This is a genomic window from Pseudomonas sp. AC255, from assembly GCF_979258175.1.
The window spans coordinates 5348229-5370246 of the sequence record NZ_OZ409841.1 but is presented as its reverse complement, the minus strand read 5'-3'; the positions used below and the strand labels follow the sequence as shown (position 1 = coordinate 5370246).

Below are 22018 nucleotides of genomic sequence, written 5' to 3'. Positions count from 1 at the left end.
GGTGTTTCCCGATGCGCGCTCTACTCGTGCTGTTCAGCCTGATGCTGTCGATGTCACTGTCGGCTGCCGAAAAACTGCCGGTGGTTACCAGCTTCAGCATCCTTGCCGACATGGTTCATCAGGTCGGCGGCGAACACGTTGAGATCACCAACATGGTCGGCGCAGATGCCGATGCGCACACCTACGAGCCAACACCGGACGATGCCAAGGCATTGCTCAAAGCCAAAGTGATCATCAAGAACGGCCTCGGTTTCGAGCCTTGGCTGGATCGCCTGGTGACCAGCACCGACAGCAAGGCGACGGTGATCAGCGCCAGTCGCGGGGTGATTCCACGTTCGCTCGATGAAGACGGCGAGACTGTTGCGGATCCACACGCCTGGCACAATCTGGCGAACGCTGAGTTGTACGTCGCCAACATCACCAAGGCGCTGATCGCCGCCGACCCGGCCAACAAGCCTGACTACGAGCGCAACAGCCAGACCTACCTCAAGCAGATCTATGCCCTGCTCGCCGAAGCCAAAAACAAACTCGGCGCGCTGCCGCCGGGTAATCGCAAGATCGTCACCAGCCACGATGCCTTTGGCTATCTGGGTCAGGCCTATGGCATCGACTTTATCGCGCCACAGGGTTTGTCCACCGAACGCGAACCCTCTGCCGCCGAAGTCGCTGCGCTGATCACGCAGATTCGCCAGGCGAAGGTCAAAGCGGTGTTCATGGAGAACATCAAGGACGCGCGTCTACTCAAGCAGATCGCGGATGAAAGCGGCGCACACATCGGCGGCACGCTGTACTCGGATGCGCTGGCGGTGAGTGGACCGGCGAGCACCTTTACCGGGCTGTTCGAATACAACCTCAATACGTTGTACAAGGCGTTGAGTCAGCCATGACTTGAGGCGAACTTCCGATCTATTCGCGAGCAGGCTCGCTCCCACAGTTGGAATGGGTTCCAACTGTGGAGCGCTGCGAAGGTTTTAAGCGCGGGGTTTTACCGTGCCGCAATCCTGACCCAGCCACACCGCACGGGTTTCCAGGCTACCCTTCTGGTTAATGCCGATGGCGTTGAAGGTGCCATTGGCAACGGTGGTGAATTCGCGGTCACTGAGGAATGTCGCCACACCGGTGCCTTGGGCTTTCGGGCAGCTGAAGCGGAATTTCCATTGATTGCCGGTGCGCTCGGTGATCTGTTGCTTGCAGCCCGATTGCGGATCGGCCAGCGGGATATCGTTGGTTGCCACCTGCTGCGGCGTCAGGCAGGCCCGGATACCTTTACCGCCGATGTTGATGCCGTTCTTCTCCAGCGCCGCCCGCTGCTGCGGGGTGATCTGGCCTTGAATCTGGCCAAGGATCGATTGCACGTCCATGGCCTGATCATCGACCTTCAGATTGCTCGAAGACATTTCCCACAACCCCGGCTGCAGCATTTGTGCCTGCGCAACCACCGGTAATGCCAAACCCAGACCCAGCGCCAAACCCAGCAGACGAACGTTCATCGAGTAACTCCTGATCAGTTGTGGCCGTTAGACGCCGGCCGATTGTGTCGGTTCATGCGCCGATTAAATAGAGACATTCGCCGCAGAACATGGTCTGTTAAGCATTGCATCTCGCGGAGCAAGGCTGCCCCATGGATTTTTTCGGACCGCACATTTTCGGTTACCTGATCGCCCTGTTGCACACACTCGGTTCGATCGCGGCGATCCATGCGGTGCTCACCGTGCGCACAGCGCAAGGCTCGATCGCCTGGGCATTGTCGTTGATCTTCATTCCCTACTTCACGCTTATTCCGTATCTGGTATTTGGTCGCAGCACCTTCGATGGCTACATCAAGGCCCGGCGCCAGGCCAACGAGCAGATGCGCCTGGCCATTTCCGAACTGAACTGGCGTCCGTGGGTGGAGGAAGCCCTGGCCGCTCGCGCTTCGAGTGCCTACGCCTCACTGCGCGCGATGCCGAAACTGGGGCGCATGCCGTGCCTGGCGAACAACGAGGTGCAACTGCTGGTGAACGGCACCTCGACCTTCGATGCGATATTTCAGGCGATCGAACAAGCCAGGCAAGCAGTGCTGGTCCAATTCTTCATCATTCACGACGACCGGCTCGGCCAGCGCTTGCGTGATTTGCTGTTGAAGAAAGCCGCCGAAGGCGTATCAATTCATTTGCTTTACGACCGCATCGGCAGCCATGCCCTGCCCCATCATTACGTGCAGGCGCTGCGTGATGCCGGCGTCGAGGTCAAAGCCTTTGCCACGCGCAGCGGCTGGCTCAACCGCTTTCAGGTCAACTTCCGCAACCACCGCAAAATCGTTGTGGTCGATGGCGTAGTCGGCTTTGTCGGCGGGCATAACGTCGGCGATGAATACATGGGTGAGAAGCCACCATTGGCGCCATGGCGTGACACCCACGTCAAAGTCCGCGGGCCGGTGGTGGCCTGCATGCAGGAATCGTTCGCGGAAGACTGGTTCTGGGCTGCTCGCACTCTGCCGCCGTTGATCCTGCCGGATACGTACCCGGAGGATGGCGTGCTTTGCCAATTGCTTGCCAGCGGCCCGGCGGATGCCTACGAAACCTGCTCGCTGTTTTTCGTCGAAGCCATCCACGCAGCAACGCAACGCGTATGGATCACCAGCCCGTACTTTGTCCCGGACGAAGCGGTATTCGCGGCATTGAGGCTGGCGGTATTGCGTGGTGTCGATGTGCGCCTGCTGTTGCCGTCACGGCCTGATCACCGCATTGTCTACGCCGCCTCAAGCCTGTATGCCTTTGAAGCGGTACGGGCCGGCGTTAGGGTGTTCCGTTATCGACCGGGTTTTCTGCACCAGAAAGTGGTGTTGATCGACAGCGAAATCAGCGCCATCGGCAGCGCCAACCTGGACAATCGCTCGTTCCGCCTGAATTTCGAAGTGATGTTGCTGACCGTCGACAGTGAGTTCGCCGCCGCCGTGGAACACATGCTCAATGACGATTTCGCCCAGGCCGATGAGGTGGCCAAAGAAGAAAGCCGGGAGATCCACCGCCTGCAACAGGTCGGCATGCGGATCGCCCGGCTGATTTCGCCGATACTCTGAGTGGCCCGTTTCAGGGGTGGTAGATATCGTCGCGGGTCCAAGGCAGTTCGTGGCTGCCATCCGGATGCGCTTTCACAGCGAGGATCTGATGCAGATTGATCCAGCCCCGCGCGAAGGCATAAGCGCAACCGGCCAGATACAGACGCCAGATACGCAGTGCTTGCTCAGGCACCAGTTTCCCCGCAGCTTCGAGGTTGTCCTCCAGTCGCTCGCTCCAGTGATCGAGCGTGCGCGCGTAATGCAGGCGCAGGCTTTCGACATCGACAATTTCCAGTCCCGCTTCACTGATTTCGGCAGAGATCATCGCCAGGTGCGGTAACTCGCCGTTGGGAAACACGTATTTTTCGATGAAGTTGCCTGCGCCGCGTCCAACCGGGCGGCCATCGGTGTGCTTGGCGGTAATGCCGTGGTTCATCACCAGGCCGCCCTCCTTCACCGCACCAAACAGGGTTTTGCAGTATTCGGCGAGATTGGCGTGTCCGACGTGTTCGAACATGCCGACGCTGACAACCTTGTCGAAGCGGCCGTCCTGGGGCAAATCGCGATAGTCGAGCAATTGCAGTTCGACCTGATCGTCCAGCCCTTCGGCTTTGACTCGCTCCTGCGCCAGGGCCAATTGTTCCTTGCTCAAGGTAATACCAAACACTTTGACGCCAAACTCTCGCGCCGCATATCGCGCCAGACCACCCCAACCACAACCGACATCCAGCAGATATTCGCCCGGCTGCAAGCGCAGCTTGCGGCACAGATGGCGGAATTTGGCTTGCTGAGCCTGTTCGAGGGTTTCGCTGCCGGTTTCGAAATAGGCACAGGAATACGCCATGTCGCTGTCCAGCCACAGCTGATAAAAGGCATTCGACAGGTCGTAATGATAGGAGATGGCTTTGGCGTCGGTGTCCTTGTCGTGTTGCGCGCGCACCGGCTGACTGTCTTCGTCTTCGTCGAGCAGCGCATTGCTCAACTCATCGCAAACCCGGATGACCTCGCTGATCGAGCCCTCAAGTTCCAGCTTGCCTTCGACGAACGCCGCACCGAGTACATCCAGGCTTGGGTGGGTGAATTGAGTAACCATCTGCGGGTCCTTGACCACGATGGTTACGCTGGGCGTCGGTCCCAGATTGAACTCGTGGCCGTCCCAGAGTCGCAGGCGAAGCGGTAAATGCAGGTTCTGCAAGGCCGGTGGAAGTTGCGCGAGCATGGAAAATCCCCCTTGTTTCAGACGTCTGATCTGAGGGTAGACCAACCTTGAAAAATAGCAGGCTATCGATTCGATCGGCCTTGTCTATCGTGATCGGCACATCGGCTGAACGCCACAGGCAACGTGCCTTACGATAGATGACTGCCTGCGTACTCTGCGGTTCGATGAATTTTCTTTCATTTAGCCTGAGGGTCGAGCCTGAGCAATGGCTCCTGAAAGCGCAGCAAACGTCCGGCGTTGCCCAACACCAACAAGGTACTCAGGTTATGCAGCAGCGCCGCGATCATCGCCCCGGCCGCGCCAAGCCAACCGAAAGCCGCGAAGACCACGATCGCCAGGGTCCAGCCGAGGCCGATGATCACATTGACCTGCAAAGTACGCCGGCACTGACGACTCAAGCGCACGCAAGTACCGAGGCGGCGCAAATCGCTGCCGATCAACACAATGTCCGCTGAAGCCAGAGCAATATCGGCCCCGCCAGCGCCCATCGCCACGCCGACCACGCCGGCCTTGAGAGCGAGTGAATCGTTGATGCCGTCACCGACCACCATCGGGCGGAAGCCGTGATCGATTTCCTTGAGCACGCGATTGAGTTTGTCCTCCGGTAGCGCTTGCGCCTGCACTTCATTCAGCCCGACTTCCTGCGCCAGGGTTAGGGCAACGCTCTGACGATCCCCCGTCAGCAGGAGTTGGCGTCCCAGCCCCAGTTCGCGCAATTCGCTCAAGGCAAAGCGCGCTTCGGGTTTGATGCTGTCTGCTAGCAGCAGCCAGGCGAGGAATTCACCGTTCAAAGCCAGGCCGGCAATCGGGCCATCGTGTTCAGGAACGAGGGTCGTTGTGATGCCCAGTTGCGCGAACAACTCTGGACGACCGAGCGCAGCTTCGCCCTTCTCTGTCGTCGCCACTACGCCCAAGCCTTGGCGCTCATGGATGTTGGTCAGAGGCCAATAGGCTTCCTGATCGGCCATCCCGGCGAGTGCCCGGCTCACCGGATGACTGCTCGCCGCGCCAAGACTGGCGGCCAGCCCCTGCACTTCTTTAGTGTCCAAACTGAGGCTGTCGATCGACTGCAAACGCAACGTGCCGTAAGTCAGCGTGCCGGTCTTGTCGACCACCAGTGAGGTCAGATCGGCGAGTTCTTCGAGGAACGCCGAGCTGCGAATCAGAATCCCGTGGCGCGCGGCGACGGCGACACCGGCAATCGCCGTGGCCGGCGCCGACAGCACCAACGCACACGGACACGCCGCCACCAGCACCGCGAGCATCGCCTGTGCATCATGGGTGACGAACCAGGTCACCGCCGCCAGCAACAAGACCAGCACCATGTAGCTGCCGGCATAGCGTTCGAGCAATCGCGTGATCGGCGGTTTCGAGCGCTCGGCGTTTTGCATCAGGGCGATGACTTTGCCCAAGGTGGATTCGTCGCCGGTGCGGGTGACTTCGACGCGCAGCAATCCATCGAGGTTGATCGCGCCGCCAAACACCAGCATGCCCACGCCCGCTTCCACCGGTACCGATTCACCGGTAATCGACGCCGTATCGAGACTCGCCTGGCCGGACAATACCCGACCGTCCGCCGGCACCCGATCACCGGCCCGCACCTCGACAATATCGCCAGCACTGAGCGTGCGGTTGTCCACTTCGATGATCGAACCGTCCGCTTGCAGCTTGCGCGCATGGCTGCGGGTCAGCCGGCCAAGCGCATTAATCGCTTCCTGAGAACCGATGACGCTACGCTCTTCCAGCACATGGCCAAAGATCATGATGATTGGCAACAACGCCGCGGTGAGCAGATCACCGGTTGCCCAGGCACCGAGCATGGCCAGCGCAATCAATTGATCGGTGATGCCGTGCAGGCTTGGATAACGCAGGCTGTACCAGGCGGAACGCATTACCGGAACCGCTACGAGCAAAGAAGCGAAACCCAGCAGCAGTTGGCTGACACCGATTTGCTCCGGGAGTATCCAGCGCCAGACCAGCCCCAGACCCAGCAGCCCGAGCGCAAGCATCGCCAGGGTCAATTGGCGCGCGGCGCGACGTTGTTCGGCCGAGGACAACAGACTTGAAGCAGCGGTGGTCGCGGTCATTGACTGGCTCCTTGAATGATCAACCGGGAATCGTCTTTCGGATTGACGGTGGTGACCGACCCGGCCTGATCCAGGATCTTCGGTATGCGCTCGCGATACAGACGCAGGAGCATTTGCGGGTCGGCAGACGTGGCCAGGCTCGTGACGGTTGCGGTATCGGTTGAGGCTTTTGCAAGACGCTCGCCTGCCTGCGCGTGAGCCACCTGGAGCGTGCGGTCTGCCTGTTCGTTGGCGGACTGGGCAAGTTTCTCGGCATCGGTGCGCGCGTTAGCCACTGCTTTGTCAGCCTGCTGACTGGCCGTCAGAACCGCATTGAAAGCAGTGATCGCTGGCTCCGGCAGACTCGATTGCACATCGACCCGCGACACCTCGATACCGATGCCCTGCCCGCTCGCCTTCAGTTCAGCAAGACGCGCGTTGATGCCTTGCACCAGATCACCGCGCAATCGCTCACGGCGCTCGGCTGCCTGATTGTCGGCGCCGATCAATTCCGGGCGAGCGACCAGAATGGTGTCGAGATCTCGCGCGGCGGTCAGGGCTACGGCGCTGCGCGTCACCAACCGATCGAGCGCTGGTAGCACATGTTCGCCCTGTAACACGAACGCATAGGGATCCGAGACTTGGTAAAACACTCGCACGTCCAATTGCACCACACCGGCGTCACCGGTCAATAAATAACCAGACCCGGCAAGTGCATCGCTCAATGGCGTAGCGAAGGACGCCACCCGGTCAGCCTTCAACGCCTCGTCACTGCGCAACAGATTTTCCTCTCGACGCTCGATCACCCGATCAGCCGCCGGCAACAGAATCACCTGCTCAAAGGGTTGCGGCCACGCCCATAACAGCCCGGCATTCTGAACGCGATCAAGCGCGCCAAAGTGCAGTACTACTGCGCGGTTTTGCGGATCAATCTGCCGGACATTCGAGACCGCCCATGCTAATGCGGCCAAAACAGTGATCGCATACAAGGCGATGAAGGTCAGACGGCCGGCCTGAATCCACGGACTGTTCAACGCATGTGTTCCACGTGGAACTTCTTCGCTCATGGCTGCGATCCGACTTTTTTGTCGAGAGTCGGTGGGCCGTCGACCAACACACGGAACGGCGCAGCATCGGTGCGCAGAATCAGTTTGGTTTCCGGTGTGACAATGGTGCCGAGGGTATCGAGCGAGCGGAGCAGGTTGTAAAGCTGCGGCGAGCTGGCGTAGGCGCGTCCATAAATCTGCGCAGCCTCGACTCGCGATTGCGCTTCAATGTCGGCGGCTTTCACCGTCGCATCAGCTTGGACGATTCGCGCATCGCGCTCGGCGGCGGAGCGAATTTGCGCCGCTTCGCGTTTGCCGATCGCTGTACGTTCCGTAGCAATGGTTTCACGCTCGGCGCGCATGCGGTCGACCGTTGCGCTGAGCGTGACCGAGGGCAAAGTCAGCCGCTCGATACCGACCTGCACCACGCGCACGCCATAAGTGGCGAGCAACTGTTGGTCGATCTGCTGACGCAACTGCGCTTCAAAATCGCCGATGCGCACTTGTTTGGCATCAGTGTTGACCAGATTGGCCAGATCGAAACTGCTGGCCGTGGTCTCCAGTGCCGAACCGACAAAGGTGCGAATCTGCCGCGCCGCCTCGTCCGGCTGATTCTGCACGGCACGCATGAAACGCTGCACGTGTTCAGGATCACCCTGCACCTGCCACGCGACGTAGGCCTGAACGATGATGCGCAAACCGTCCTTGGTGCCGACGTCCTGCAAACCACTTGAGGTGGTACGTAGACGCAAGTCCACTGGAATCGCCGCTTCGAACGGCGCAGGCCAGCGCCAGCTCAAACCGGGATCAAGCAATACCCGCGACGGATTTCCGAAACGCGTGATGACCGTGGCTTCGCCGGAGCGCACTTGCACCAGACTCGCGGCGGCAATGGCAAACGCCACCAGCAACGCAGCCCAGGCCATACGCCGCCATGGAAATGGTCCGGCTTCTGGCACCTCGCCGTGATGGTGATGATGACCATGATGATGGTGATGCCCGCCGTGGCCGTGGTCGTGGCCGCTGTGGTCGTGAACGTCATGAACAGGCGACTGGCTCAATGGGTGGCTCCTGGTTGAGCGGTGGTACGGGCGGGCGACGGATCAGTCGGCAGTGCGAAAGTACGCAGATCGATGGTTGGCGCATTTGCGCTCCCGCCAAGTCGATGGTCGAGCACCAGCAACCTGCCTTTACTCAAGCCCTGACTGAGCTGGCTGAGATATTGCTCCAGCACGAAGGCCTGGCCAGCACTGGCGAACGCTTTCTGTTCGGCGCTGAATTTCAGGTCTGCCGTTTGCGCAGCGGCACTGATCTCTCGCGCGTTTGCCGTTGCCTGATCCCGCGCCGCGCTCGCCTGCAACTGCGCCTCGTTAGTGGCCTGCGCAGCCGCCCCGCGTTCGCGAGCGATCAACGCCTGCGCGCCGATCTGCGCCGCTTGCACACTGTGATAGGCATTCGCCGCGCCGGCCGGCGGATGAATCGCTTCGACAACTGTGGCAAGGATCTCTACACCACTGTTCAATCTGTTCAGATCGCTTTGCACCGAGCGACCGATTTCCTCGGCCAGCCCTGCCCTGTCGTCGCCGAGCAGACCGTCGAGGGTGCGCGAGGCAAAATCGTGAACCAGGATGCGGCTGGCGGTGCTGCGAATCAGCGTCGGTACATCGGCGCTGTTATAAGTCGCGGCGAGTGCCGCCTCGTCGTTCAAACCGATGCGATAAACGAAGCGCACGTCCATGTTGACGATTTGCAGGCCCTGTTGCGCGCCGCGGCTGCTGGCGATGACCTGGGATTTGTCATTGACGTGGCTGGCGTCCCACAAACGGTTGGCGGTCACCGGCGCCGGGCCTTCAGCGGAGTCGGACTGCACGGCGATTGGCTTGTCGCCGACACTGGTTGCCAGTTCATGGACCACGCCGTTTTCAATGGGGATCACACGCCCCAATGGCCAAGGCAACCCGCTATGCAAACCCGGGCCGAAAACCTGTACCGGTTTACCGAAGCGCTCATAGATGCCGCGACCTTGCAGGGGAATTTCATGTACCCCTGTCAGCAGCCAACCGCTAAGGGCGACCACTGCCAACACCGGCAACAACGCCCGGCGCATGTAACTGAAGGCCCAGATCTGGCGCAAATCGATGCCGAAACGGTTGTGCATTTCATGCTGTAACGCCAGCCACGGCTGCGGCGGCCAACGCAGCATATCGGCGATAAAACTGCGCGCCAGCAGGGTCGGTTCGAGTTGTTCGCGGCGCGGGCTGAAAACAGACAGCACCGCGCGCAATAACAGTTCGATGGCAACCAACATCGGCAGGATTGCGCTGAATACCGCAACACGCGCCGGCCAGACTGCGTCTTCGCTGGCAAACAACAGACACGGCGCACCGGTCAACAGGGTGATGATCACCACCCGGGTCAGTTGTGCCAGGGCAGCCGCTTCCGGCCATTGCGCCGGCGGTTCCTGCGCCAGTTGCCGTTCCAGCACCAGCAGGGCAAACGCCAGCAACAACGCCAATGCCGCACCGATGCTCGCCGACAGCCCCAAGGCCGCCGCAGGCAACGTTAGATTCCACACCTGCTCAATACCAAGCAGAACCAGCAACGCCCAGCCGCCGAGCCACAATGTCGGCGCGCCGATTTGTCCAAGCAGATGGCGGCTCTGCTGACTCAAGCGCTCCAGAAGCCTTTCGTACCAGCCCTCGGCTGCGCCGCCCTCTTCCATGACGGTCGATTGCGAAGCGGGCGGATGCATCACCCGCGCGCGCCATTGCGTCACCCACCACGCCGATTGCAACCCGGCGACCAGCACCAGCAACGCCGCGCTCTGATTGACCAACAACGGTAACCACAGGGACTGCGGCGCAAACAGGCCGACGAAAAACGCCAGCACCCAGCCCGACGCGGCCACTGCGCCGAGTCCATACGCCAACCGACGCAATTTGCGTGACTGCGCGGCTGCCTGCTGAAAGCGCGGCAGCCCGGTGACTGGCGTGGCGTCCAACTCAAGATCGACTTGCATAACACCCCGAAAATGTTGGCTCAGCGTTCATAGCGTTACGATATAACGGACACTGTGAAATATTCGTACACAATTGCATCTATTCAAAGATGCCGCAGCTGTCGCTTGCCTGAAGCCTTGACCGAAATGTTCGACGAAGCTCATATTACGCACATAATCTTTATCGCAACTAATCTTGGCTATCCCCATCGAGCAATCTGGAGCAAGCGCATGAGCAACTATGACGTGGTAATTCTGGGCGGTGGCCCCGGCGGTTATAACGCAGCGATCCGCGCCGGTCAGCTCGGGCTCAAGGCCGCTTGCGTCGAAGGACGTGCAACCCTCGGCGGCACCTGTCTGAACGTCGGTTGCATGCCGTCCAAAGCCTTGCTGCACGCGTCGGAGCTGTACGCCGCTGCGGTGGGGACAGAGTTCGCCAATCTCGGCATCGAGGTCAAACCGACGCTGAACCTCGCGCAGATGATGAAGCAGAAGGACGAAAGCGTCGCCGGCCTGACCAAGGGCATCGAATTTCTGTTTCGCAAGAACAAAGTCGACTGGATCAAGGGTTGGGGCCATATCGACGGCCCGGGCAAAGTGACGGTGACCGACGCCCAAGGCAACAAGAGCGAACTCAGCGCCAAGGACATCATCATTGCCACCGGCTCCGAACCCACTCCCTTCCCGGCGTCGAGATCGACAACCAGCGCATCCTCGATTCCACCGGCGCGCTGTCGTTGAGTGAAGTGCCCAAACATCTGGTGGTCATTGGTGCCGGGGTGATCGGCCTGGAGCTGGGTTCGGTATGGCGCCGACTCGGCGCGCAGGTCACCGTGGTCGAATACCTTGATCGCATCTGCCCCGGCGTCGATGGCGAGGCCGGCAAGACCTTGCAGCGCGCGCTGAGCAAGCAAGGCATTGCCTTCAAACTGAGCTCGAAGGTCACCAGCGCCACCAGCTCAGCTACAGGTGTGCAGCTGAGCGTCGAGCCTGCCGCCGGTGGCACGGCTGAGCTGATCGAAGCCGACTATGTGCTGGTGGCCATCGGGCGCCGGCCGTACACCAAGGGCCTGGGGCTGGAGAACGTCGGCCTGAGTGCCGACAAACGCGGCATGCTCGCCAACAAGCAACATCGCACCGAAGCCGCCGGGGTCTGGGTGATCGGCGACGTCACGTCCGGCCCGATGCTCGCGCACAAGGCTGAAGACGAGGCCATGGCCTGCGTCGAGCAGATCCACGGCAAGGCTGGCGAGGTCAATTACGCGCTGATCCCCAACGTCATCTACACCCAACCGGAGCTGGCCAGCGTCGGCCAGACCGAAGAACAGCTCAAGGCCGAGGGCCGCGCCTACAAGGTCGGCAAGTTTCCCTTCACCGCCAACAGCCGGGCGAAGATCAATCACGAAACAGAAGGCTTTGCCAAAGTCCTCGCCGACGAGCGCACGGACGAAGTGCTCGGCGTGCATCTGGTCGGGCCGAGCGTGAGCGAGATGATCGGCGAGTTCTGTGTGGCGATGGAGTTCAGCGCCTCGGCCGAGGACATTGCCCTGACCTGCCATCCGCACCCGACGCGTTCGGAAGCGTTGCGGCAGGCAGCGATGAATGTCGAGGGGATGGCGACGCAGATGTAGGTTCCAAACCTTGCCGCCGTCTTCGCGAGCAGGCTCGCTCCCACTTTGGAATGCGTTCCCCCTGTGGGAGCGAGCCTGCTCGCGAATGGTGCCACCCGGTCTACAGCGGCAGATGCCCCAACGGCAACGCCCCCGGCGCTTTCACCGTGTGAATGGCAAAGTTGCTGCGAATATCGCTCACACCCGGAAGCTTGAGCAGATGGCCGCTGACAAAGCGGTCATAAGCGCGCAAGTCAGGCACCACTACCTGCAACAAAAAGTCCGATTCGCCGGACACCAGAAATGCTGAGACCACTTCAGGCAACGCAGTGACGGCCGCATAAAAAGCCTCGGCGCGTTCTTCGTTGTGCCGCTCGACCTTGACCCCGACAAACACCGTCAGCCCCAGCCCGACTTCATCGCGATCCAGATTGGCCTGGTAGCCTCGGATCACCCCCGCCTCTTCCAGCATGCGCACCCGGCGCAGACACGGTGAGGCCGACAGGCCGATTTGTTCCGCCAGCTCGACATTGCTCAGGCGGCCGTTGCGCTGCAGCGCAGCGAGAATCTTGCGGTCATAAGCGTCGAGTTTCATCTTTGGCAGATCCCGATAGTCTGACGGTTGAAATCCAGCAGGTTATGCCAAAGCTGTGAACAATAGAAGCCGACTACGCAAGCACCTGCCCTGCCGTCTCGCTCTAGACTGGCGCGAGAAAATCGACATCGAAAACGGGGTGTGATGTGGCAAGTCTTTGGCTGTTTATTCTGACGCTGGCTGTGGTTCTGCTACTGCCGGGACCGGACATGATCCTGCTATTGCAAACCGGTGCGCGGCAAGGTCGCGGTGCGGCGCTGGCCACCGCACTGGGCCTGGCCATCGCCCGCGCCTGCCACGTGGCACTGGCAGCATTGGGGCTGGCGGCGCTGTTCAAAACGGCGCCGTGGACTTTTGACGTGGTGCGCATCGCTGGCGCGGCCTATCTGTTGTGGATCGGTATCCAGTGTTTGCGCAGCTCGCTGGTACCGAGTCTGCAAAACCAAGAGCAGGCACCTGCTCCCGGCCAGTGGCGCGATGCGATCCGTCGCGGTTTGCTGACCAACCTGCTTAATCCCAAGGCTTTGCTGTTCTGCTCAGTGCTGTTGCCGCAATTCATCGTCAGTCACGGCGCGCCGGTATTGAGCCAATTCGCCGTGCTCGGCCTGGTGCTGGTCTGCGTCGGCCTGCTGTTCGACAGCGTGGTTGCCCTGACCGGCGCGGCTCTGGGCCGTTGGCTGCAACACAGTCCGACCGCCCAGCGCGTTCAGCAATGGCTGTTCGGCAGTCTGTTGATTGGCTTCGCCGTACGCCTGAGCTTTATTCAACAGGCCTAGCCTTTGCGCACCTTGCGCTGACGACGGGTGATCAGCAGTAACGCGATGGCCGCGACTACGACGATCGCGCCGATCTGCACCGGCCACTTGTACGGCCGCAGCGTTTCACGCACGGCATCGGTCACCTGGGTGACGTAGCGCTTGTCGGCATTTTCGAAGTCCGGGTACGGGCATTGATTGCCGAAGTCTTGCGCCCACGGCACATAAGGACCTTCCTTGACGTAGCGCTGATACAACGCACTCTGGTCCTCAAGGCTGCTGTTCCAGCCGGCCGCGTTGCACAACACGGCGGCAAACGCCTGACTGGTGTGCGGCAGGTTATCGGCGGCGCGACTGGCCAGTGCCGTGGCGACGAAACGATAGTGATAACGCTGATCCGGTTGCGCGGCGCTGGCCTGTTGGCGCTGCACTTCCGCCGTGGAAATCAGCGGGCCGACATCCAGCTTCGTGCTCTCCAGCGTGTAATTGCCACCGAAGGTGGCGTAATCAGGGGCCATCTCATAACCGAGGATGTCCATGCCCCACTCCCGGGCCGTCCATGCGGCGTTGTACAACGCACTGGCGCGTTTGCTCGGCCACCACGCCGACTCGGCCTTGAGCCGTTGCTCGCCATAGAGCCGGGCCTTGTGCTGCAGATCGTCACTGGCGAAATAACCGACCGCTTCCTCGTAACGTCCCTCACGCAGCAAGCGCCGACCGAGCAGATTGCGCAGATTGGCGGCCACCGACAGCGGCACATAGTTGTCGCGCTCTTGCTGCGTCAATGGCGGCGGCGCCGGCACGTTCTCATCGACGTACCGCTTGAGCTCATCGACCGTCAGCACCCGCTCGGCAACAGTGACGGCATCGAACCAGTAAAGGCTGTTGCTGCGATACAGCTGCACGAAAGCCTGCAGGTATTCGCCGCGTTGCAACGCCAGGATCGCGCTTTCGCCCTCCACCCGGCATTTTGGCTGTACCGTTTCAAACGCCCAGTCCGGCGTGCGGCGATAACCCCAGTCTTCGTTCTGCGGAAAGGCCTGGGCGGCTTTGGCGTAGGCGGCAGCGGCGGCAGTCGTGTCGCCGTCACGCACTGCCAGTTTTGCCCGCAGCCACCAGGCCAGTCCGCCGTCCCCGGCGTTTACCAGAAAGGCCTTGGCAGACGCGTAGTCGCCCTGTTGATAACTCATCGCCGCCAGTCGATCGGCATTGTCGAGGCTGCCACGGGTGCTGTTTTGCAAGAGTGTGACGAGTTTCTTTTCATTCGGCGGCTGCTCACCGAAAGACCAGCCCTGACGGCTGACCAGCGACGCCGTGACCAGTTGCTGCACTGCTGGCTGCTGGAGCAGTTTGGCCAGCTGAGATTCCGGCAATTCGGCCAGTTCGTTCATCAGTTGCTTGAGCGAGGTGTAACCGACGGCCGAACCGTGCAGGTTCTGTGCTTCGTACAGTTCGATGGCGCCGCTCCAGTCGCCCGCGCTGCGCAACGCCCGTGCCTCTTCACCAAGGCTGGCAACGCCCAGTTCCAGCGGATCGCTGAAGCCGTCGATGCTCAGTTGCCGGGCTTGGCGAAAGGCATCGCGCGCCTGCTCCAGCGCTTCGATGCGATCGTGCGCCTCGTTGCTCATGGCGAAGGCGATGCGCCCGAGGGAATACGCCGCCCACGTGCTGCGCAACGGACGCTGGTCCGCCGGCAGGGCCAGCACCTTGTTGAAATACTCCGTGGCCAATTGATGATCACCGGTGGCAAAAGCCACCGCGCCGGCGACGTACAAACGGATTTCCACCGGCAGACTGGCGCCCTGCTCCTCGGCCTGATGGGCATCGCTGAGCCCGCGCAGGCGCTTGACTACCGCGTATTGCTCGGCGCTCAGGCCAACCTGCTCAGCCTGTTCGCGGGCCAGCTCTGACGCGTTGTCTTCGGCATAGTCGTTGGGGTTATGGGTCGCTGCGGTGACGTTTTTCAGCCCGGCAATGGTTTTACCCAGGCGACTGATTTCGAAGCTGAAGCTGCCCTCGGGCAAATCGGCAAGGGTCTGCGCGCGATTGTCGAGCAGGCGCATCGGGAAGTCCGGGCCGCAGGCCAGCGCCGAACCCAGCGGCAGGCTGAGGCTCAGGCAGAGCAGATGGCGGGGCCAGTTACGGGTCAACATGCGAACCTCCTTGATCAATATGTGCACAACGCGCCCAACCGACAGCGCGCTGCCCGCCCGCCGGCAAGCGGCCGTCACGCAGGCGGGTGAAGGTAAGCAGATTGGCACTTTGTTGCAACGAGTAACCGGCGATCGCATCGGCGCCTGCACAATCCTGCGCCTTCAGCGTAATTTGCGCGGGCCACGGGCTGTCGAGATTGCCGCGGTTTTCGAGCTGGATGTCATAGAGTCCATCCTGCTCTTTGAATGACAAATCCAACCGACTGTTCAGCCAATCGCCCCGCGCCACGGCGCGCAAAGTGGTGAGGCTCCAGGCGCGACGATCGTTGGTCAGCGGCAAGCGAAACCAGATCAACCCGGCCAGATGCTCAGGCGGATTCTCGCGCAAGGTTTTGGCCAATTGGCTTAGTTGCTGCGGATCGGCGAGCAATTCCCGGCGCTGCCCGCCGCGCTCCAGTTGCACTTCGCTTTCCACTACCGGCGCGCCACCATCATGGCTCAACAGCGCAACGCCGTAGGCCGGCAGCGCCAGATAGAACGGTTTGTCGCTGACATGTGCCCAGGCCTTGGCCCACTTCAACGCCTGCCTGGCGTCGAAAAGACCCAGTCGCGGATCGCTCACGGCGTGGACTTGCAGCACGCTGCTGTCGACGCTCTGCAACAGCGCCGGCAAGTGCGCGCTGTCGAGCCAGGCCGGCAGTGCGGTGATGCTCAAAGGCAACGATGGCGGCAAGGTCGCGCGCAGATCTTTGAGCAATTGGGCATACGCAGGCAGCCGTGCTGTACCGGCGTCGTGATCGATCTCGACGCCGCTCAACGTGAGGCCCTGCGCCTGCCAATCGGCGATGACTTGCCGAATCTGCGCGGTGACCTGCTGCTGGTCCAGTGATTGCAGCTGACCATCGAGGCGAATCACTGCGATCAGAGGGCGACCATCGGCTTTCAACAATGCCGGATCAACCCGCGCCCGGCTCCAGCGCTCGCCAGGAAAGGCCTGCAATGCCAGTACGCGCAGGGTCGAGAAGTCATGGCGACTGTCGCGCAATGCCGGTTCATGCGCAGGTGTCCATTGGCGTTGCCAGACGTAGAGTTGCTGGTCGAGGGCCGGCGCGACGTGTTGCTCGCAACCCGCAAGCAAGACGCCAAGGAACAGACACACAATCAACCGCATACCTTGAAAATCCCTGAAACCACAGGGCTGCAAGGTTACACAAAAACCGTGTAGGAGCTGACGAGTGAAACGAGGCTGCGATCTTTTGATCTTGCTTCAAGACTCCAGATCAAAAGATCGCAGCGTGCCGTAGCGCCTACAGGGATGCCGCAGGTTTGCGCGCGATAATCACCTGGCTCTTGGCCACCACCGCATCCAGCGCCTGCTTGATCTGCGCGCCGCGCGGGGAATCAAGCACCGCTTGCCAGGTATTGGCCCAGTGCTCGAGCATCGGGTGATCGGGATTGCTGAACTCGACCTTGGCCTCCCAGAACAACATCATCCACATCGACCAGTAGAAGCCATATTGGCTGTGGCTGATGATTTCCAGCCCGGCCTCGCTGACCATGGCCTTGAACTGGTCTTCGCTGATGATGCGTATGTGGTTGGGTTTCTGGAAATACTCCGGCGCGGCGATGTCCTTTTGCAGGTCCTCGGAGCTGGGATGCGGCACGCTCAGCAGATACAACGCACCCGGTTTGCCAACCCGTACCAGTTCGGCAAGAAACTGCGCAGGATCGTCAACGTGTTCGATAACTTCGGTGCAGACCACGCGCGTCGCCGTTGCCTCGGCAATCGGTAGCGGGTTGCAGTCGGTAACGTGGCATTCGATGTCCCGGGCCGGGGTGTCGCTCAGACGCCGGCGCGTGGCCTCGACCTTGGCCGTATCGATATCGGCAAGAATGATCTTCGCCCCGCGCATACCGCAGAAGTGCACGTTGCCGCCATCACCGCAGCCGACATCAAGCAGCGTGTCGTCGGCGCTCACGGCGAACCCCGTGTACAGCTCGTGAGTTTCCTGGTTGAACCAGCCGCTGAGCTTCGCATCGTAAAGGCCGAGCATGTACGGGTCGACTTTGTCGGCGACCGCAGCGACCGGTTCTGCTGCAGGCTGTGCAGGCGCTGTCGCCGAGAGTTTCTTCAAAAAGCTCAGCATGAGGTGGCTCCGGGTGAGGTAATAGCGGTTCGGGAGGTGTCGAGGCGCTTGACCAGTGCAGCACCGCGATTGCGCATCGGCATTTCGATCACGCGGTAGTTGAGTTCGCTGAGGAGCGCGATCAGGCCAAAGGCAATCAGCATCGTAATGATGGGATGTCCGGCGGGGCTCGGCAGGCCACTGCTCTGCAAGCGAAAGATCAGTTCACGCACCAATAGATACGCCGGAATGTGAATGAGGTAGATACCGTAGGAGCGGCTGCCGATCCATGCCAGCAACCGCTGCAAGCGTCCGGCAGGCATCAGGTAGTCACAGTTGTACGAGGCGATCCAGACCAGCAGCGCACTGAGCACGGCGATCAAACCGATCCGATAATTGGCCAGGGTAAAACGGTCGGTGGCCATGAAGCTCAACAGCGCTCCAATGACCATCAACGCTGAAATGCCAAGCCATGGTCGGCGCAAGAACGAGGGCTGCCAGCGCTGAAAACCCGGCTGCGCACTCCACATCGCCAACAGCACGCCAAGGGCCAGCGCATCGGTGCGTACTACCATCAGCAAAGGCGTGCGCACAGTCAGAATCTGCACCGCCACCAGCGCCAGCAATGCCCAGACCAGGTGTCGGCGAAACAACAGGATCAGCAACGGAAAGAGCAGGTAGAACTGCTCCTCCAGCGCCAGGCTCCAGTAGACGAAACTGCTGCCGTATTCGTATTGGAAAAAGCTGTCGGCGAAGCGGAAATTGGCGTATTGCAGTACCCCGGCGAGGGTCGCCTGAAGATTGGCGGACAGCGTACCGAACGCACCGGACCGGTTGAAAAACATACAGGCCAGCAGGATCACCGCCAGCCATAACCAGGCCGAAGGCAACAGGCGAAAAGCCCGGCGCAGCCAGAAATGGCGCACCTGTTGCCAGCGCTCCTGGCCCGTCGTGCAGCCTTGCAGCACCGGGATCAAGCTGCGGGCGATGACAAAACCGGAGATCGCAAAAAACAGGTCGACGCCCCACCACGTCTGCGCCCATTCGTGGATCCGGGCCAGCGACGGCACCGGGTCAGTGAACAGATTGTCCGGCAAATGGTGGAACAACACCGCGAGCACCGCGACCGCACGCAGGACTTCAACGTCCATGATGCGCTTGGCGTTCATGCCTGGGGGCTTCCAAAGCAGGCGCACGATGCTCGAACAACTGCGTCAGAAACCCTCGCAAACGCTGTTCAGCCACAGTCTGGCTGCAGAACGCCTGCAAACTTACGACTGCCTGCGCCGACATCTCGGCATAGCGCTGCGGCTGGTTTTTCGCGACGTCGTAACTGGCCCGATAGGCCTCGCACAATGAGCTCCAGTTGGTCACATAACGCAGGGTTCGGAAGGCTTTGCGCGGGTCGTGGGGCCAGGCTGTCAGCTCGTCGGTGGACTCGATGAGAAAGGCATTTTCCGTGCTCAGGTAATCGATCATCGCCGTGGTACGCGGCGCCACCGCCGGCTTGCCGCAGGACATGAATTCCATCAGCGGCAGGCACTGGCCTTCACCGTACGAGGTGTTGACCACATACCGCGTGGCCTGCACCAGTTGCTCGTAGTCCGGATCGGCAAGGTAACCGTAGATCAGAACGATGCGGCAGCGGTAAGACTGGTTTTTGTACAAATGGTGGAGGATATCGCTGAGCGCTTCTTCGGCGTCGTGGTGAGTGAGCTTGAGCACCAGCGTCGCGTCTTCGACATCGCGAAAACTAACGCAAAAAGCGCTGAGCATGTCTTCCCAGTTCTTGCGCCCGTCACCGGGATTGAACACCGAGGTATAAACCACGCCGTCAAGCACCAGCGTCTGCTCGGAGGCCGGCGCGGCGAAGTCGATGCCGTCGCCGCTGCGCAGGTGCGCCGGCCCGAATGCATTCAGATTGAGGGTGCGGCTGTCCGCGACCAGACCTTTGATCGTCAGGCTGTAGGCGGTGGCCAGGGCTTGCTCGGGCATTTTCGCGCCACGGGCAGCAAAGCGGTCCCAGACCGGCGCCGGCACCGCGACGATCGGGTACTCGGCACCCATCGCCTCGTGCACGGCATTGACCGTGTAGCTGGAGTGGGTGATCGCTGCGCCACAGGCATGCAAGACGCTACGCCAGTCATTGCGCGGCTCGCCCGCGAAGGCTTCATTGGGGATCGTGCTGAACTCCCACGCAAACACCGGCAGCGTCGGACAGGCCAGGTGAACGGGAGTGCGATGCGGCGGCGAGAACGACAGAAACACGCAGGGCTCGCCACGGCTCAGACACTCCAGATACAGAGCATCGACTTCCGTCTGCGGATCGGCCACTTCCACGACCCGACCGATGCGTTCGAGCACCGGACGATACTCCTTGAGCACGAAGTAATAGCTGTACTCCGAACGCCCGAGGTTCTGCGCAATGGTGTGCCGGTTGGTTTCCGAATGAATGATGATCAGCATGAGGCGTTATCCGTCACAGGCGCAGCATCGGTGGGGCCTGCTGTCAGCGCAAAGAACTCCGCGAGCCGTTTGCGCACCGGCGCGAAGGCGCAGTATTGCTGCATGCGCGCGACGGCGGCGGCAGACATCCGCTGATACTCCTGCGGCTGGGCCTTGGCCATTCGATAGCTGTTTTCGTAGGCGTTTTTCAGCGAGCCCCAGTCGGGGCGGTGCCGCAGCGTGCGGTAGATGATCCGCGTGTCCTGCGGCCAGATCGTCAGCTCTTCACTGGACCTGACCACGAACGCCACCGAGTCATCGATGTAATCTTCCATCGCCGTGTGATCGGGGGCGATCACCGGTTTACCGCTGGACATGAACTCCATCAAGGGCAGGCACAGCCCTTCGCAACGTGACGCGTTGACGTAGAAACTGGCCGCCTGATAGAGCCTGGCGTACTGCGCGTCGTCGAGGTAACCGTGCATCACCACGACCCGACAGGCGAACGGTGTGAGTTGCGCCAGCAGGGTCATCAACTCGCTGTAATAGGACGCCAGATCATTCTGGGTAATCTTGAGCACCAGCGTCGCGTCGGGCGTTTCGCGGAACGCCCAGCAGAATGCGCTGATCAGTCGATGCCAGTTCTTGCGGCCATCCTTGGGATTGAATACCGAGACGTACACCACACCCTCGACTGTGGTTTCGACCACCGATGAGGTGTCCGGCAGATCGAGTGGCGCCGGTTCGATCACGGGCACCGGCGCAGCGCCGCACACCTCAGGCCAACGCTGTTGCAGCCAGCCATGCAAAGCGTCCGGCAGCAGATCGCGAATGCCCTCCCAGTACCAGTTGTGCAGAAATTTCACCCGTGGCACTGGTTCCGCCTGCTCGTGTCCCAGATCCAGCACCCACAGGCGCAGATAATGTCGAGCAATGACCAGTCGGCGTTTGAACGTCAACGGTGGCGGGCGCGCGGCTTCAATTGCTGCGGCCAGTGCAGCCTGCTCTTCAGGGCTGATTGGCGTTGGGATCAGCGCATCGGCTGACAGGCCGAGGGTGCGTGAATCGAAAATACAGCCCTTGATCGCCAGTGCAGTCCCGGGATTGACCGGCATGGGTTGGTGTTGCTGACGAATCGTTGCGAAGCTGTCCCACAACGGCGTCGGCAAAACCAGCACCGGGAACGCTTCGCCCATGGCGCGGCGGATGGCCGCTGCCGTGTGGCTCGACAGAGTGATGACCCGGCCGTGGCGCGCGAGCATGCGTGTCCAGTCCTGACGCGGATCGTCGTCCCATTGTTCATTCGGGATCGAATCGAACTCCCAGGCCACCACGCAAATCGTCGGGCATTCCAGATCAACCGGGGTCTTCTGCGGTGGGGTGAAGGACAGGAACACAGTGTCTTCACCTGCGGCGAGCAATTGCCGGTAAATCACATCGACGTCGGCGACAGATCCGGCCACGTGCACGCGCCCCAGGCTTTCCAGCACCGGGCGATAGGCTTTGAGGACAAAGTAATAGCTGTATTCCGGACGCCCCAGACTGGCACTGATGGAGCTGTCGTTGACGTCCGAATAAAGAATGAAATTCATGGCATCCCACGATGAAGCGCCATCCCGGCTACTTCATGCTATGACGGCCGCGCGTCGGATCGGGTCGGCAAGGCCGGCACTCGTCCGTCATCATCGGGCACGTCTCTGTTCTTGTTTTAGTGGTCAGTTTCACCCCGCGTCGCGGCGCCCCAAAAACAACCGGCCAACTCGCGACGAAGGCCATTCTAAACACATCCATCGCGAGTCCGGGAACCGCCGGGCGAGAATAAATCGGACTATGCTGACGAGAACTGACCAGTCACGGTTTGCCCGGTTGAAATTGCCGAGCAATTGGCACAGATTGGCAACCAAACAACTACAACAACGGCTTCGCCTGCTGTTTGCGCGGATATTCCCCGCTGTATTTCAGACT

The 22018-nt window shown here is 60.9% G+C and carries 16 protein-coding genes and 1 pseudogene; 4 read left to right on the top strand and 13 right to left on the bottom strand.

Going from position 1 to position 22018, the window contains the following annotated elements; translation table 11 throughout:
• Positions 1–11: 11 nt before the first annotated feature.
• Positions 12–887, top strand: a complete 876-nt coding sequence (locus ACZZ0K_RS24145; RefSeq protein ID WP_252879136.1) for a metal ABC transporter substrate-binding protein — start codon at positions 12–14, stop codon at positions 885–887.
• 84 nt (positions 888–971) lie between these two features.
• On the opposite strand, the gene ACZZ0K_RS24140 is transcribed toward ACZZ0K_RS24145, so the two are convergent.
• Positions 972–1490 (bottom strand): DUF3617 domain-containing protein, encoded by a 519-nt coding sequence (locus tag ACZZ0K_RS24140; RefSeq protein WP_016772436.1) that lies wholly within the window; start codon positions 1488–1490, stop codon positions 972–974.
• 131 nt (positions 1491–1621) lie between these two features.
• Here ACZZ0K_RS24140 and cls point away from each other — a divergent pair, with 131 nt between their 5' ends.
• Complete coding sequence (gene cls / locus ACZZ0K_RS24135) at positions 1622–3061, top strand: cardiolipin synthase (protein ID WP_252882901.1); 1440 nt, start codon at positions 1622–1624, stop codon at positions 3059–3061.
• Positions 3062–3071: 10 nt separating this feature from the next.
• Here cls and cfaB read toward each other — a convergent pair whose 3' ends face one another.
• The 5 genes from cfaB to hflK (ACZZ0K_RS24110) all read right to left on the bottom strand — a co-directional run bounded on the left by cfaB (position 3072) and on the right by hflK (ACZZ0K_RS24110) (position 10390).
• Complete coding sequence (cfaB, locus tag ACZZ0K_RS24130) at positions 3072–4259, bottom strand: C17 cyclopropane fatty acid synthase CfaB (RefSeq protein ID WP_252885055.1); 1188 nt, start codon at positions 4257–4259, stop codon at positions 3072–3074.
• Positions 4260–4435: 176 nt separating this feature from the next.
• Entirely contained in the window at positions 4436–6346 is a 1911-nt protein-coding gene (locus ACZZ0K_RS24125; RefSeq protein WP_258707367.1) for a cation-translocating P-type ATPase, read from the bottom strand.
• A complete protein-coding gene (gene hflK, locus ACZZ0K_RS24120; RefSeq protein WP_258707368.1) occupies positions 6343–7392 on the bottom strand; it encodes a protease modulator HflK in 1050 nt (349 codons plus the stop codon). Before hflK (ACZZ0K_RS24120) ends, ACZZ0K_RS24125 begins: the two co-directional genes overlap by 4 nt.
• Entirely contained in the window at positions 7389–8432 is a 1044-nt protein-coding gene (gene hflC / locus ACZZ0K_RS24115) for a protease modulator HflC (protein WP_150743164.1), read from the bottom strand. The genes hflK (ACZZ0K_RS24120) and hflC overlap by 4 nt, the downstream gene beginning before the upstream one ends.
• Positions 8429–10390 carry a protease modulator HflK gene (hflK, locus tag ACZZ0K_RS24110; protein ID WP_258707369.1) on the bottom strand — a complete coding sequence of 654 codons (1962 nt, stop codon included), beginning with the start codon at positions 10388–10390 and terminating at the stop codon, positions 8429–8431. Before hflK (ACZZ0K_RS24110) ends, hflC begins: the two co-directional genes overlap by 4 nt.
• Positions 10391–10600: 210 nt before the next feature.
• Between hflK (ACZZ0K_RS24110) and lpdA the strand changes: the two are divergent.
• A pseudogene (gene lpdA / locus ACZZ0K_RS24105) lies at positions 10601–12000 on the top strand (dihydrolipoyl dehydrogenase).
• Positions 12001–12100: 100 nt separating this feature from the next.
• Here lpdA and ACZZ0K_RS24100 read toward each other — a convergent pair.
• The gene (locus ACZZ0K_RS24100) at positions 12101–12574 is read right to left on the bottom strand and encodes an Lrp/AsnC family transcriptional regulator (RefSeq protein WP_056791036.1); all 474 of its coding nucleotides are present in this window, start codon (positions 12572–12574) and stop codon (positions 12101–12103) included.
• A gap of 146 nt (positions 12575–12720) precedes the next feature.
• Between ACZZ0K_RS24100 and ACZZ0K_RS24095 the strand changes: the two genes are divergently transcribed.
• The gene (locus tag ACZZ0K_RS24095; protein ID WP_252882908.1) at positions 12721–13350 is read left to right on the top strand and encodes a LysE family translocator; all 630 of its coding nucleotides are present in this window, start codon (positions 12721–12723) and stop codon (positions 13348–13350) included.
• On the opposite strand, the gene ACZZ0K_RS24090 is transcribed toward ACZZ0K_RS24095, so the two are convergent.
• The 6 genes from ACZZ0K_RS24090 to ACZZ0K_RS24065 all read right to left on the bottom strand — a co-directional run bounded on the left by ACZZ0K_RS24090 (position 13347) and on the right by ACZZ0K_RS24065 (position 21645).
• Positions 13347–15482, bottom strand: a complete 2136-nt coding sequence (locus ACZZ0K_RS24090; RefSeq protein ID WP_463559506.1) for a hypothetical protein — start codon at positions 15480–15482, stop codon at positions 13347–13349. The genes ACZZ0K_RS24095 and ACZZ0K_RS24090 overlap by 4 nt on opposite strands.
• A complete protein-coding gene (locus tag ACZZ0K_RS24085) occupies positions 15469–16653 on the bottom strand; it encodes a DUF3142 domain-containing protein (protein WP_258707371.1) in 1185 nt (394 codons plus the stop codon). The genes ACZZ0K_RS24090 and ACZZ0K_RS24085 overlap by 14 nt, the downstream gene beginning before the upstream one ends.
• Before the next feature lie 136 nt (positions 16654–16789).
• Positions 16790–17629, bottom strand: a complete 840-nt coding sequence (locus ACZZ0K_RS24080; protein WP_150743170.1) for a class I SAM-dependent methyltransferase — start codon at positions 17627–17629, stop codon at positions 16790–16792.
• Entirely contained in the window at positions 17623–18777 is a 1155-nt protein-coding gene (locus ACZZ0K_RS24075) for an acyltransferase family protein (RefSeq protein ID WP_258707372.1), read from the bottom strand. The genes ACZZ0K_RS24080 and ACZZ0K_RS24075 overlap by 7 nt, the downstream gene beginning before the upstream one ends.
• The gene (locus ACZZ0K_RS24070; RefSeq protein ID WP_463559503.1) at positions 18749–20074 is read right to left on the bottom strand and encodes a glycosyltransferase; all 1326 of its coding nucleotides are present in this window, start codon (positions 20072–20074) and stop codon (positions 18749–18751) included. The genes ACZZ0K_RS24075 and ACZZ0K_RS24070 overlap by 29 nt, the downstream gene beginning before the upstream one ends.
• Positions 20068–21645: a glycosyltransferase gene (locus ACZZ0K_RS24065; RefSeq protein WP_150743173.1), complete on the bottom strand. Its 1578-nt coding sequence runs from the start codon at positions 21643–21645 to the stop codon at positions 20068–20070. Before ACZZ0K_RS24065 ends, ACZZ0K_RS24070 begins: the two co-directional genes overlap by 7 nt.
• Positions 21646–22018 lie beyond the last annotated feature (373 nt).